Here is a 15,000-nt window from a genome sequence, read left to right as displayed (position 1 = left end):
TTTATAACTCCTACCTCCTTATTATTTTACCCATTAATATTTTATATAAAACTACTTTTTAGATGGACTTTGTAACTCATTAAATTCTCTTAATCTTTCTATTACTAGTCTTTTTACTTCATCAAATTTAACATCCATTAATATTTCTATAGCTTCTTCTACTCTTTCAACTGTATATATAGTAAATTTACCTTCTTCTATTGCATTTGTTACCTCATCAGATAAAATTAAGTTTCTACTATTATTTTTTGGTATTATTACACCTTGATTATCATTTAGTCCTTGTTTTTTACAAGCAGAATAAAATCCTTCTATTTTTTCACTTATTCCACCAACTACTTGTATTTCACCTTTTTGATTCATAGAACCTGTTGCAGCTATACTTTGTTTTAAAGGTATTTTACTTAATGATGATAGTAAAGCGTATAATTCAGCACCTGTTGCGCTATCTCCATCTACGCCTCCGTAATTTTGTTCAAAGCATATATTTGCATTTAATGAAAGCGGGAATTCCTGAGCAAAGTTCTCTGCTAAATATCCACCTAAGATTAAAACACCTTTATTGTGTATTGGTCCACTCATATTAACTTCTCTCTCTATATTAACTATTCCTTTGTTTCCTGGGCTAGTTGTCACAGTTATTCTAGAAGGTCTTCCAAATGAATATTCACCTGTACTCAGTACAGACAATCCATTGATAACACCAACTCTACTTCCCTTAGTTTCAATAAGTGTAAATCCATTTTCTAGTGATTCATCCATCTTATTTTCTATTCTATTTAATCTTTTCTTTCTTTCTAATATAGCTTTTTGAACATCAAACTTATCTACATATTCAGCATCTCTAATTTGAGCACATACATCACCTTCAACTATTATTTCCATTATTTTATTAAATTGAGTTGAAAGTTTATATTTATCTCCACAAATTCTAGTACTAAACTTTATAACCTCTTCAACAGCATCGTAAGTAAAATGTTTTAAATTATTTTTGTTACATTGATATGCTATAAATCTAGCAATTCCATCTTCATTATTTTCATTTTTATCCATTTCATTGTCAAAATCTACAAATATTTTAAAATACTTACTAAAATCAGAGTCGTAGTTATAAAGCACATTGTACATATAATTAGTTCCTATTAATATAACTTTAATATCTATAGGCATATTTTCAGGTTTTATTGATGTTTGTGTATCTACACCTATTTGTCTTGATTGAATAGCTCTTTTTAACATATCCCAAGATAATGGATATCTTAGAAGTTGATCAACATATAAAACTAAATATCCTCCATTTGCTTTGTGAACCGCTCCTGGTATCAATTTTGTAAAATCTGTTTTTGCATTTCCATTATAGTAATCATACTCTGCTTTTCCAAATAAATTAGATGGACTTGGATTTATTTCAACTATTACCGGTGCTTTAGAATTTTCTCTATCAATTCCATTATCAACAAATAAGTTGACTTTATATTTAAGGAAATGTTCTTTATCATATTTATCTTTTAATTCTTCTTCATCCATATAGAATAAATAAACATATTCTAATATATCATCTCTCATATTATTTAAGTACGCTTTAACTTTCTCATAACTATTATATTTCTCTATTAAACCTTCAATATGAGGGTCTATTACAAATTTAGCAATTTCTTCTTCTAATTCTAATAATGCTTCTTTTGCTGCATCTTCTAAGTCTCTAATTTTATATACTACTTGTATTGCAGCATTTTCTAATTCTCTTTTTACTTTATAGAACTCTTCATCTGTATAGTCATCATCTTCAGCTTCTTCATCTTCTTTATTGTCATCTATAGGTATAAATACCATACCAACTTTACTATTTTTTAATTTAAATCCTTTTTCTTCCGCATATTTTTTTATCTTTTTAAGTAATGCATCTTTTTCTATTTCATATTCTTCTATTAATTGATTTTTTCCTATTTCAAAATCTTCACTTTCAAAGGCATCTCTTAGTTCATCAAGTAAAGTTTCTATAAGCTTTTCAATATCTTTTTTGAATATTTTGCCTAGACCTTTCTCAAGCCCAATTATTAATGGTTCTCTGTTATTTTCAAAATTATATACATAGCACCAATCTTTATGATTCCCTTTTTTAGCTGCGTATTTATTTAAAGCATTCATAGCGTATGTTGTTTTACCTGTTCCTGAATCTCCCGCTAAGTACATGTTATACGCTGGATTATCAATTTTTAATCCTATTTCCATAGCTTCTATAGCTCTTTCCTGACCTAATATGCCTTCTAGAGGTTCTATCTCAGATGTATTGTTAAATTTTAGCATTGACCCTCCCCCCTTCTATCTATATATATATTCTATGACTAATAGCTTGTAAATGTTGAGTTATCTAATACTAATTTTATTCATTATATAAAATATCTTTCCATTTAAATTGTTTATAATAAAAAAAGAAGCCTTTGACTTCTTACTCATTCGGCTTCTCTGAAACTATATTTATATTTCTTTTTATTATGTTCTTACCTCTCCAACTAAATGCCCTATTTCCATACCTTCTCTTAAATTCCTTATTCGATATATCATTAATTTCTTCAGCATCTAGCTTTAAAATTGTATCTTGTTTGAATCTTTCTATAGAGGTTATTGGAATATTTTTATTGTGAGGACATATATCTTGGCAAATATCACATCCAAAAACTTTTTTATTTTCTTTCAATACTTTTTCCTCTTCCTCTTCAAGATCTCCTTTTTTTTGTGTTATATAAGATAAACATCTTTTAGGATTCATTTCATAATTTCCTAAAAGAGCATTTCCCGGACAATATTTTACACATTTTCCACATTTTATACATGTTTTTTCTAACGGAGTATCACTTTGAAACTCATAATTAGTCAATATATATCCTATAAACACATACGAACCATATTCATCTGTAATTATATTATTATTTATTCCAAAATATCCTATACCAGATAAATAAGCCAAATATCTATCTACTAGTGGACCATTATCTGCAAATATCTTATACTCAAAATTATCTATATTGTCTAATAAGTGGTTACATATTTGTTGCAACATATCTTTAACCACTATATGATAATCTTCTCCATAACAATACTTTGATAAATTACTTTCATTGAAATTTCCAATATAGTAAGGAAATGCACATACTATTATAGATTTTACATTTTCCATCGTTTCTTTTGGATTAACTCTCTTTTCTATAATAGGTTCCTCCATACCAGTTGTATATCCATTAAATAATCTTTGTTTTATTATCTTTTCTAAATCGTAGTAGGGACCTACTCCAGCTATACCGACACAATCTATTCCTATAGATTTACAAAAATCTTTTAATTCTTCTTTCTTCATAAAAAACCTTTCATTAATTAAATATTAGTTTTATAATAACTAGAGTATAAGGGTGGTGATATTTTGATTAAATTAACAATACCAGGTAGACCTATTAGTAAATCAAACTTTAAACTCCACAATGTCCATGGGCAGGCATGGATGCCATCAACAGGTAAACATTCAAAATATTTAGCTTATGAAAACATGATTGCTGGATTTATAAATCAACAATACTTTGGTGATACAATTGAAGAAGACTTGATAACTATACTAAAGTTATATTTCCCAAATAAACGCATGGGTGACTTACACAACTATCCTAAAAGTATATGTGATGGTATAGAAAAAAGTGGAATAATAAAAAATGATAAACAGCTTAAACCAGTATTATTATTTGACTTTATAGATAAGGATAATCCTAGAGTTGAAATAGAACTTTATCCTGTTTCAGAGTATGATGTATCCTATGTTATATCTAAAAAGTAATTTATATATAAAAGAGAACTTAAAACTTAAGTTCTCTTTATTATTATCTATACTCTATATTTTTAACCAAGCTTAGATGATACCTCTTTTAACATTTCCCTTATAGGTAATTCATATGGACATTTAGTTTCGCATAATCCGCATTCTACACATGCACTTGCTTTAACTTCTAACGATTTATATCTTTCCTTTGCCCAATCCTTTAAATTATATCTTGCATAGTATCCTTCTAACAAGAAGTTTTGAGGTATATTTATTTTTAATGGACATGGTAAGCAATATTCACATCTTCTACAAAACCTTTTACCCATAATATCTCTTATTTCTTGTATCTTAAGTTCATCATCTTTTGTAATATTAGTATCTTGTAGCACTGATACATTCTCTCTAACTTGTTCAATACTTTCCATACCAGGTATAACTACATCTATATAATCTTTTGAAAGTATATATTTTATTGCTAACTTTGCATCATCTATAGCTCCACCTGCTAAAGGCTTCATTACTATAATTCCTATATCTTTTTTATTAGCTTTTTTAAAAACTTCATCCGCTTGATCTTCAATTATATTATATGGAAATTGTATAGTCGAAAACTTTTCATCTTCTATTGACTTTTCTATAGTTTCTAAACTATGGCTAGTTATTCCTATATATTTTATTTTACCTTCTTCTTTTGCTTCTAATAATGCTTTATATGCTTTATTTTCATCAAATATAGTTTTATATTCTTCTGGCTTAAGATTATGAATTTGATATAAGTCTATATAATCTGTTTTTAAGTTTTTCAAACTTATTTCTATATCTTGCTTCATTGATTCATAATCTCTAGCCATACTTTTAGTAGCAATAAAAAACTTTTCTCTTTTACCTTCTATAGCATTTCCTATATACTCTTCACTTATAGTATAAGCTCTTGCAGTATCTATAAAATTGACATTTTTATCAATTAATTCATTTATCACTTTATTAGTTTCTTCTTGTGTTATCCTTTGAATTGGTATTCCACCAAAACCGACCCTATTTACCTTCATATTAGTTTTACCTAATAATCTCATATATATCCCACCTTATAATATGTTTTCTTATTATATTATAAGGTTATTTTATTATATAATCAAAATCTATTTATCAGACAATATTTCTTTTATCATAGCTATTTCTTTTTTATGACCTTCATCCTCAAGAGGTGTCTCTAGGAAGAAAGGCAGTTTATTTAATTTAGGATGACTCATAAAGTTTATTATAGCATTTAAACCAATTTCACCCTCTCCTATTACTGCATGTCTATCTTTTTTCCCTCCAAAAGGCATCATACTATCGTTTAAATGTACAGCCTTAAGTCTATCTAATCCTATTATGCTGTCAAACTCAGCTAAAACTCCATCTAAATCATTTACTATATCATATCCTGCTGAAAATATATGGCATGTATCTAAACATACACCTAACTTTTCATTATGAGTTACCCCATCTATTATTCTTTTGATTTGTTCAAAAGTAAATCCAATTTCAGTTCCTTTTCCAGACATAGTTTCAAGAAGAACAGTTATATTTTCTTCTCCTGTTAGTGTTTCATTTAAAGCATCTACTATTCTTTGTATACCAAAATCTATCCCTCCACCAACGTGGCTACCTGGATGAAAACACATATACTCTATTCCTAAAGAATCCATTCTTTCTATATCTTCTTTTATAACTTTTCTTCCAAATTCATATACTTCATCCTTTGATCCACCTAAGTTCATAGTATAAGGTGCATGTGCTAAAAGTGGTCCAAAATTATATTCTTTTCTTATTTTTTGAAATTTTTCTATATCCTTTTCATCAAATTCTTTAGCATTTCCTCCTCTTGGATTTCTACTAAAGAATTGGAATGTATTTGCTCCAATATCTACTGCTGTTTGAGCTGCCTTACCAAATCCTTTTGATATTGAAATATGTGGTCCTATTACAAGCATTTTCAATCTCTCCTTATTAATTAATTTTTTATATTACTAATATACCCAAAAAAATAAGTATCAATAAACATTGATACTTATCATAAATTACATGTTTCTTTTTTTTGTACTGGTATCGAAACCATAACTATATCATATTGTAACTCTTCATCTTCTGACTTTCTTTTATGTATTATTTCTTCTATTTTATATTTTATAGTATTGTTAAGTTCTATAAGTTCATTTTGCGTAAGAGATATATTATGATAATCAACTATATTTTTTTCTTCTAATACTTGTTCTTCCGCAGCTTGATAAAATAATTCTATTATATCATCAAATTTTGATAAAAATGCTTCATCATCATCTTCTCTTAAAGAGAAATTTATTACATTTTTATCTATAACTATATTCTTTGCTTTTGGATAATAGTATTTTTCTACAATTCCCGATTTAATCTTCTCTTCTACTAATTCTAAAATCCCCACATTATAAAGAGTTTTTATATGATAATTTATTTTTGCATGAGGTTCATCAAGCATCTGAGATAACTGTTTAGCCGATAGCGGTAAGTTATTAAATGCTTTTAAAATATCTATTCTTTTCGGATGCGCAATAGCTTTTATACATTCTAAATCTCTAAGTACAAGCACTTCTCTCATTCCCCCACCCCCTGAAATATTTTTAATTACATTTTAATTATATAAGAAGGCTTTAGAGTTGTCAAAAAATTCCATATTTTAAAATATATTTAATTCTAACTTTTCAGATAAATCTTCTAAAACCTTAACTCCAGCTATACTATTTCCTTTTTTATCAAGAGCTGGTCCATAAACTCCTATACCCATTATGTCTGGAACAGAAGCCATTATACCTCCCCCAACACCAGATTTTGCAGGTATGCCAACTCTTATAGCAAATTCACCCGATGCATCATACATTCCACAAGTAACCATAAATGTTTTTACCATTCTAGAAACTTTTTCACTAATTAATCTTTCTTTACTTTCTATATCTATTCCATACATTGCAAGATTTATTCCGATTCTTGCTAAATCTACACAATCTATTTCTATAGAGCATTGTTTAAAATATAAATCTAGTACTTCTTCTACGTCACCATCTATAAATCCATCATTCTTTAATAAGTATGCCATGGCTCTATTTCTATCACCAGTTAGCTTTTCTGACTTATAAACTTCATAATTTATCCCAATGCTATCATTATTAGCTAAACGTCTAAAGAACTGTAACATTCTTTCTTCTTTCTCTTCTAAACTACTACCTTTTATAAGTGAAGTAGTTACTATTGCACCTGCATTTATCATAGGATTTGAAGGTTTTTTTGTATCATTTGTTTCTAATTTCATTATCGAGTTAAATGGGTCTCCACTTGGCTCCATACCTACCTTAGAAAATACAGTTGTCCAATCATTATCCATTAAAGCCATAGCTAAAACTATAGGCTTAGATATACTTTGTATAGTAAATTTAGTATTATAATTTCCAGCTGTGTATATTTTATTATCCTTGTCAATTATACATATACCTAAATCACTTCTTTTTGCATTTTTTAGTTCTGGTATATAGCTAGCAACTTGTCCATAATTAGTATACTTTCTATTTTCATCTATTACTTGTTTTAATAAGTTATTCATTAGTTCCTCCTTAGTAAATGATATTTATAAATATATTATGTAATATAAAAAGGAGTATATCAAAATATATTTATATATAATAATTATTATTATATATAAATATTCTAATATAGCCCCTCTTCCCCATTAATCTACTATTTTACTTCCCCCTATAAATTCCCTTAGTATAGATGTAGAAGGTATATCTGATGTATCTTCTAATTCAATAAAATACTGTAAGAATTTAAGAAGCCTATTGGCTTCTATATATGCTTCATCATCACTTTTTATTTCTTCTAGCAATGGTTTAGCATATTTTTTTAATACTGCTAACTCATAAACACAAGCTGAGTTAAATATTATATCAGCTTCTTCTTGATATGGAAATATATTTTTCTTTTCTCCCCTTCTTACAGAATCCCAATTCATAATAGTGTGTTTAGCGCTATATCCTCTAAAGTTATGATCTCTTACCATTCTTCTTATAAGCCTTAAGTCTGTAGTAGGTATTCTATTATAATCATCTAAATTTATTTGTGTCAAAGCACTAATATATATTTTAAATTTGTCTTCATCGTGTATTGATGATGTCAATATTGGATTTAATCCATGTATCCCTTCTAGTATTATAGGCTGATTTTCTTTTATTTTTAATTTTTTATAATTTTCTTCTCTTTTTCCTGTTTTAAAATTAAATTTAGGTAGATTTACTTCTTTTCCATCTAATAAACTTTTTAAGTCTGAATTAAATTTCTCTAAATCTATTGCATATATTGATTCAAAATCATATTTACCGAATTCATCTAAAGGTGTATCCTCTCTATTTAAAAAATAATCATCTAGTGAGATTGATACAGGATTTAGTCCATTAACTTTAAGATGTATACATAATCTATTAGCAAAACTAGTTTTTCCAGATGAAGATGGAGCTGCTATAAGTACAACTCTTTTTTTCTTTTCTTTTATCATATCTGCTATTTGAGATAATTTTTTCTCGTGTAAAGCTTCAACCGTCCTTATAACTTCTCCATATTGATTATTTTCTATTATTTTATTTAAAGTTATAACTTTATCTACATCAATTACCTTAGCCCACTCTTCCGCTTCTTTATAAATATTTGCAAGCTTTGGTTGTGGTACATACTCTTTAGCTTTTGTTTTATCAGATTCACTCGGACCTAATAATATTACCCCATTTTCATACTGTTTTAAATCAAAAGTTTTTATATATCCTGTTGAAGGTAACATATGTCCATAAAAATGATTTATATAATTATTACATTTATATATTTTTACATCATCATGTTCTTTATATCTTAATAACTCAGCTTTTTCATACATTCCATGCTCTTCAAATATCTTAATAGCGTTTGACTTTGTTGTAGATATTTTTTCTATTTTATAATTTTTATCTATTATATCTTGCATCTTATTTTTAATATTTTTTAAATCAAAATCTTGAAGTTTTGTATTTGTATGAACTTCACAATAAAGTCCCCTTGATAAAGAATGTTCAATCGTAACTCTAGCTTTATCGAATAATTCATTACAAGCCATTATAAATATAAAAGACATTGTCCTAGAATATACTCTTGAACCATCTGCATTTGTTGTATCTATAAATTTTATATTGCAGTCTTCTTTTACTTTATAGCTTAATTCCCTTAATTTATTATTTATATTTGCAAGTGTTATATATCCTTTATATTCACTTTCTATGTCTTTTACTATATTTTCTAAAACTATACCTGAAGAGCCTTCTTCTAAGTAATACTCTCTATTCACATTATTAATGCATATATTTATTATGCTCATAACATATACTCCCTTCTTTCAATATATTAAAAAGGGGTATATCATACCCCTTTTTTTATTTTATCTAATATATCTATAGTTTCTTTTATATGGTTATGATTAATTTCTAATATTAAGTACTTTGCATTAACACTTAATAACCTTTTTATTTCATTTTCACGCAAAATACCTCTACCTATACCTAAATGACTATCATCGATACCATTATTGTCACTTAAATGAATTATCTCTAATCTATCATTTAAATTGCTGATATAGTCACTATTATTTATTAAGTTATGACCTGTATCATAGCAAAAACATAAATTTTGACTTTTAATTTTATTAAATATATATTCAAAATCATCACATATATATCCAATATTTGAAAGATCTCCACTCTTAGAATATGTATTCTCTATAGATAACCTTTTATTACTTACTTTTAATAATTCTTCAAAAAATGAAACACTATTATCTAAGTATTTTATTCTATTTTTATATAATCTTTCAGATATTACATAACCTAAATGCATATTAAAGTACTCTATATTTAAATCTTTCAGCCCATCTTCAAATTTATTTATAAAATCTATCCATGATTTTCTTATATATTTTATATTTTCACAAGAATTAAGCTCCATTGGAAGATGTATTCCTAAAGATAAATTTAATTTATCAAACTCACCTTTATATTTACTTAACTTAATACATTCATCTAAATTATCTATGCCTACTTCTATATGATTAATTCTATCAACTTCTCTACAAAGTTCTAGAGCTTTATCTAAATTAAATAAAAGAGCAGATATACCTAATCTCATATACTTACCTAACTTACAGTACCTATTTTATTAAATGGGAATAATCTTATCATAACTTTTCCCATTATATCTTTTTCCTTAACTAATCCAACTTGTTCATATCTACTATCTAAACTTTTTTCTCTATTGTCCCCCATAGCAAAAACTTCACCTTCTGGAACTATCAAATCTATGTTTTCACTAGTATAATTATCATGTATATATGGCTCATCTAAAAGTTTATCATCTACATATACTTTAGAATCTTCTATTTTTATATGTTGTCCTTCTGTAGCTATAACTCTTTTAACTAAGTCTTTTGGTTTTCCATCATCTTGTAATAGGTTAGTTTTGAATACTATTATATCACCATCTTTTGGTTCTCCTATTTTATAAGCCATTCTATTTATTATTAAATAGTCATTTTCAACTAATGTTGGATACATTGACTCTCCTCTAACTAAAGTAGGTCTTATAAACTGAGTTATTATAAAGGCAAATACTAATGCTGTTGCAATTACTTTTATCCACTCAATTAGCTCCTTCTTAAACTTTTCACTCACTCACACCATCTCCTCTAAAATTAATGATTTTCATAGCTTCCTATCATATGGACAGCCATCTCATTGATATCATCATATTTATTTGAACTAATACCTAAGTCCAAAAGTTCACATGCTTTAACTAAATCTCTCATAACTTCCATAGGACTTCCGTAAATATTTTCAATTTCCTCTTTGCTTATACCCTTAAAACCATGTCCTACAGGGCTTTCATTTCTAAGTCTTATCAAACTTTCTAACCTATCGTTATTTAGTATTTCTACTACCTTTTCCATTCTTTTAGTTTTCTTCACATGTCTATTTATGTACTGAGTTACCCCTTTGATTAGGTTCCCACTATAAATATTATACTTCTTTTTTAATGTATATAGTATATTTTTTTTTGATACCATATATCCATGCATTGATACTTTATAGCTTTTAGATTCTTTAGTACTTACAAATATATACTTAAATAATGCTTCTTTTAATCTATAAAGTCTACCTAAAAAATCTATATATTCTTCATTTACAATTTGAATTTTTATATTCTCAATTAATTCAGATAATATATCTTCTGGTTCCCCCTGTTCTAAATTATTAAGATTAGTTATCAATTTTTTTATTTCTCTTCTAGTTAGCATCTGGCTACTCATTTTTTCTATAGATTCTAAAGCTCTTTTAAATTCAAAATTAACAGAGTACTGACACGATTCAATTAAAAAATATAAATCTCCATCTATAATTCCGGCTTCTTCTAGTATCTCTAATACTGCATCATAATCATATCTTTGTAAAAATTTTGATATAGCATACTCTTGATTTTCACTTAAAATCTCCATAACCTACCTCCATAAAATAGTTTTATATTTTATTATTGAACTATATTGGAGATTTTATTAAATAATTTTAGTAATTTATTCTTAATCCTTTAGGGTAATGATTCTTTAATATACCATTAGATTCTTTTCCCCATCCAAGACCTATACCTTCTACACAAACTAAAACCCATCCTCTACTTTTTCCTGTTTCTATAGTATTTCCTCTTAGATAGTCTAAAATTTTATTATCTTGTATACTAAAGTTTTCTACATTTTTTACATCTTCCATTTTAAAATAATGAGATAATGCATGAGAAGGCTCAAATCTATTTTTCTTTAGCATTCCTAAGTGCAGACCATATCTTAATACTTTTAATTTTTTTGTATCCGGATGTTCTTCAGGTAGTAAGTATAAATTTTCTCCTCTTATATCAAATCTACTTTCCATAGATATATTTAAGAATTTTTTTTCAAACTCTCTATAATCCTTTACTTCTTTATCGTTATTCTTTATTTTTATATATTTTACATTACAATCTTCATTCTCTAATTTTTGAATTTTAGCAACAAAATGACCTTCTCCACTTACTTTATGCGGCCATATTCTTTGCATTTCAATTAATTTAGCATCTTTATATTCAGATATAAACTCATTTATTACATCTTCATTCTCTTCTTTTGCAAATGTACAAGTAGAATATACTAATACTCCACCATTTTTTAACATATCATATCCATCTCTTATAATATCTTTTTGAATACTTTGGCATTCTAAAACCTTAGCATAACTCCAATCCGTTATGGCAACTTCATCTTTCCTAAACATACCTTGTCCTGAACAAGGCGCATCAATTACTACCTTATCAAAATATCCTGTAAATAACTTTCTCAAATTATTAGAATCAGTATTTGTTATTATACAATTTCTAGCCCCAAATCGCTCTAAGTTTTCTCCTAGTGCTCTTATTCTAGTAGGATTTATCTCATTTGATACTAATAATCCTGTATCATTTAGTTTCGATAATATATATGTAGATTTTCCTCCTGGGGCAGCACACATATCAAGAACTTTATCTCCTTCTTTTATATCAAGATGAGGTACTACACTCATTGCAGATGGTTCTTGTAAATAATATGCGCCTGATTCATGTAGTGGACTTTTCCCTGGTCTATCTACTTCCTCATCATAATAAAATCCTTCATCTGCCCAAGGTATCGGTGTTAAATTATATAAATTTAAATTTAATAATTCTTCTTTATTTATTTTTAAAGTGTTGATTCTTAATCCTGTTGTTTTAGGTTCATCATAACTTTTTATAAAATCATCATATTCATCCATAAGAAGTTCTTTCATGTCATCTAAAAATCTTTGTGGTAATTTCTTCAATTTTAATCGTCCTTTCTCTTTTTATGCCTAATAAATTTATATCTTTTTAAAAATTTTTTTCTAGAATTATTTGTATATTCATCTAGTTTATCTAGACTGCTTTTCCATAAATATACTATATAAACTATAAACACTATAATAGACCATCTATATTGTATCATCAATATAAAATCAAAAACTCCATGTAATAAAATAGGCAATACTATAGATAATGTTAAATATTTTCTTTTTTTAGCTTTAGAGCTAGTAAATCTATATTTTGAAATGTAGTATCCCATAATTACAGCAAACATCATATGTGCAGGAACTGATATTATAGATCTTATGATTCCAACTTCAAAAGCTGATATTGAATCCTCAAATAATATATATATAATATTTTCAATAGTTGCAAACCCCAAGGATAAAAATACTGAGTATATAATACCATCTAACCTTTCATTAAAGCTTTTTTCTTTTAGTAAATTTGGTATAAGCACTAACTCTTTTAATCCTTCTTCAACTAACCCTGCAACTATAAAAGACATATAAAAAATATTAATTTTTCCTGTAAATATATTTATTTTTATAAGTATTTCTTCTGCATAAATTGCTAATATACTTACTAAGATACCAAGTATAAAAAACTTACTTAGTACACGTATTGGTTCCTTATCATATTTATCTTTCAAATATATCCATAATATAATTGTTGCAACTGGTGCTATAGCCAATATTAATAGATCTAATTTCATAAATTAATCCTCTCTTTATATTTTATAGATATATTATTTCCATTTATCCTTAACAAAATAATAGCTATCTTCATAGTATGAATGTAGAAAAGTATTATTTATATGAAGAGGTGATTATATGCAAGATGGTTTCCTAACAGTTAGTGTTATTGACAGTGCAACTAATAGGCCTATCGAAAATGCAACTGTAAATATTTATAAAAATCCTGAATCTGGAGAAAGACAAACTCAAATATATCAAAATTTAAAAACTGATAACTCCGGTCAAGTTACTGGTATCACGTTAGATGCACCTGACATTCAATATTCTCAACAACCTTCAGATGTTAGACCTTATAGTCAATATACTGTAGAAGTAATTTCAGAAGGATATGAAACAGCTATTATCGATGGAACTCAAGTATTTCCTACTGTAGAGGCTAGACAAAATGTCCCTCTAAATACTCAAACACGACGTAGACACTTTTACTATAGACAAAATGAGAATGTTTATTATATAGAGGAAAATACTTTGTACGGAACATATCCTCCTAAAATACCAGAAAGTGATTTAAAGCCTTTACCACCACCAACAGGATTTGTTGTCTTAGACAATCCTGTTGTTCCCGAATTTGTAGTTGTTCATGATGGTTTACCTGAAGATAGTTATGCTCCAAATTACTGGATTCCATTTAAAGAGTATATAAAAAATGTAGCTTCATCTGAGATATATTCTACTTGGCCAGAACAAACTATATATGCAAATGTAATAGCTATAATATCATTTACTCTAAATAGAGTTTTTACAGAATGGTATAGAAATAAAGGACTTAACTTTACAATAACATCATCTACTGCATATGATCATAAATTTATAAACAATAGAAATTTCTTTGATACTATAAATGTTGTTGTTGATAATATTTTTAATACATTTATAAAAAGACCTCCAACAGCTAGACAGCCTCTTTTAGCTCAATACTGTGATGGTAAAAAATCTCAATGTCCTAATCAAATGACTCAATGGGGAAGTAAGGACTTAGGAGATCAAGGAATGGATTATAAAAGTATTTTAAGATATTTTTATGGTGATGAAATAGTCTTTGAAGAAGCACCTGTTGTAAGTGGTGTACCTGTATCATTCCCTGGAGATACATTACAGGTTGGATCTAGCGGAAAATATGTTAAAACTATACAACATCAATTAAATGCAATATCAAACTCTTACCCTGCTATTCCAAAAGTAAAAGAAGATGGTGTTTATGGAAATAGCACTGCCGAAGCAGTTAGTACCTTCCAAGGAATCTTCGGTCTTCCAAAAACAGGCGTTGTAGATTTTAAAACTTGGTACGAAATTTCTAGAGTTTATGTTGCTGTTACTAAAATAGCTTCTTTAAATCCAAATATTTAAGTAATAAAAGACCACTTTTATGTGGTCTTTTATTACTTAAATATTTCAGAGCGTAGACAAAGTCTACGCTCTTTTATTTTTGTCAATACTCTTTATGAGGTGATAAATATGTTAACTATAAGAAAAGAA

At 27.3% G+C, this 15,000-nt stretch carries 14 protein-coding genes; 2 read left to right on the top strand and 12 right to left on the bottom strand.

What is annotated here, in order from left to right; genetic code table 11:
- Positions 1-51 precede the first annotated feature (51 nt).
- On the bottom strand, positions 52-2,307 hold the full coding sequence (locus BN7997_RS02890; RefSeq protein WP_071119386.1) for a Lon protease family protein: 2,256 nt from the start codon (positions 2,305-2,307) through the stop codon (positions 52-54).
- Positions 2,308-2,449: 142 nt separating this feature from the next.
- Positions 2,450-3,355: a tRNA epoxyqueuosine(34) reductase QueG gene (gene queG / locus BN7997_RS02885; RefSeq protein ID WP_071119385.1), complete on the bottom strand. Its 906-nt coding sequence runs from the start codon at positions 3,353-3,355 to the stop codon at positions 2,450-2,452.
- 63 nt (positions 3,356-3,418) lie between these two features.
- Between queG and BN7997_RS02880 the strand changes: the two genes are divergently transcribed.
- Entirely contained in the window at positions 3,419-3,823 is a 405-nt protein-coding gene (locus BN7997_RS02880) for a RusA family crossover junction endodeoxyribonuclease (RefSeq protein WP_071119384.1), read from the top strand.
- Positions 3,824-3,885: 62 nt separating this feature from the next.
- On the opposite strand, the gene BN7997_RS02875 is transcribed toward BN7997_RS02880, so the two are convergent.
- The 10 genes from BN7997_RS02875 to BN7997_RS02830 form a co-directional block, all read right to left on the bottom strand.
- Complete coding sequence (locus BN7997_RS02875) at positions 3,886-4,881, bottom strand: aldo/keto reductase (protein WP_071119383.1); 996 nt, start codon at positions 4,879-4,881, stop codon at positions 3,886-3,888.
- A 66-nt stretch (positions 4,882-4,947) separates the two neighbouring features.
- Positions 4,948-5,784: a deoxyribonuclease IV gene (locus BN7997_RS02870; RefSeq protein ID WP_071119382.1), complete on the bottom strand. Its 837-nt coding sequence runs from the start codon at positions 5,782-5,784 to the stop codon at positions 4,948-4,950.
- 80 nt (positions 5,785-5,864) lie between these two features.
- Entirely contained in the window at positions 5,865-6,425 is a 561-nt protein-coding gene (locus tag BN7997_RS02865; protein ID WP_071119381.1) for an ArsR/SmtB family transcription factor, read from the bottom strand.
- A 78-nt stretch (positions 6,426-6,503) separates the two neighbouring features.
- Positions 6,504-7,421: a glutaminase A gene (gene glsA, locus BN7997_RS02860; RefSeq protein ID WP_071119380.1), complete on the bottom strand. Its 918-nt coding sequence runs from the start codon at positions 7,419-7,421 to the stop codon at positions 6,504-6,506.
- A gap of 126 nt (positions 7,422-7,547) precedes the next feature.
- Complete coding sequence (locus tag BN7997_RS02855) at positions 7,548-9,215, bottom strand: nucleoside kinase (RefSeq protein WP_071119379.1); 1,668 nt, start codon at positions 9,213-9,215, stop codon at positions 7,548-7,550.
- 41 nt (positions 9,216-9,256) lie between these two features.
- Positions 9,257-10,018 carry a sugar phosphate isomerase/epimerase family protein gene (locus tag BN7997_RS02850; RefSeq protein WP_071119378.1) on the bottom strand — a complete coding sequence of 254 codons (762 nt, stop codon included), beginning with the start codon at positions 10,016-10,018 and terminating at the stop codon, positions 9,257-9,259.
- Positions 10,019-10,026: 8 nt separating this feature from the next.
- On the bottom strand, positions 10,027-10,560 hold the full coding sequence (gene lepB / locus BN7997_RS02845; protein WP_071119377.1) for a signal peptidase I: 534 nt from the start codon (positions 10,558-10,560) through the stop codon (positions 10,027-10,029).
- A gap of 20 nt (positions 10,561-10,580) precedes the next feature.
- Entirely contained in the window at positions 10,581-11,381 is an 801-nt protein-coding gene (locus BN7997_RS02840) for a hypothetical protein (RefSeq protein WP_071119376.1), read from the bottom strand.
- Positions 11,382-11,448: 67 nt separating this feature from the next.
- A complete protein-coding gene (locus BN7997_RS02835) occupies positions 11,449-12,747 on the bottom strand; it encodes an RsmF rRNA methyltransferase first C-terminal domain-containing protein (protein ID WP_074010950.1) in 1,299 nt (432 codons plus the stop codon).
- A 2-nt stretch (positions 12,748-12,749) separates the two neighbouring features.
- Entirely contained in the window at positions 12,750-13,481 is a 732-nt protein-coding gene (locus BN7997_RS02830) for a PrsW family intramembrane metalloprotease (RefSeq protein ID WP_071119375.1), read from the bottom strand.
- A gap of 118 nt (positions 13,482-13,599) precedes the next feature.
- On the opposite strand from BN7997_RS02830, the gene sleC reads away from it, so the two are divergent.
- Positions 13,600-14,871 carry a spore cortex-lytic germination protein SleC gene (gene sleC, locus BN7997_RS02825; protein ID WP_071119374.1) on the top strand — a complete coding sequence of 424 codons (1,272 nt, stop codon included), beginning with the start codon at positions 13,600-13,602 and terminating at the stop codon, positions 14,869-14,871.
- Positions 14,872-15,000 lie beyond the last annotated feature (129 nt).

It is taken from the genome of Romboutsia timonensis (assembly GCF_900106845.1).
Lineage (GTDB): Bacteria > Bacillota > Clostridia > Peptostreptococcales > Peptostreptococcaceae > Romboutsia > Romboutsia timonensis.
This window is presented reverse-complemented; position numbering and strand designations above follow the sequence as displayed.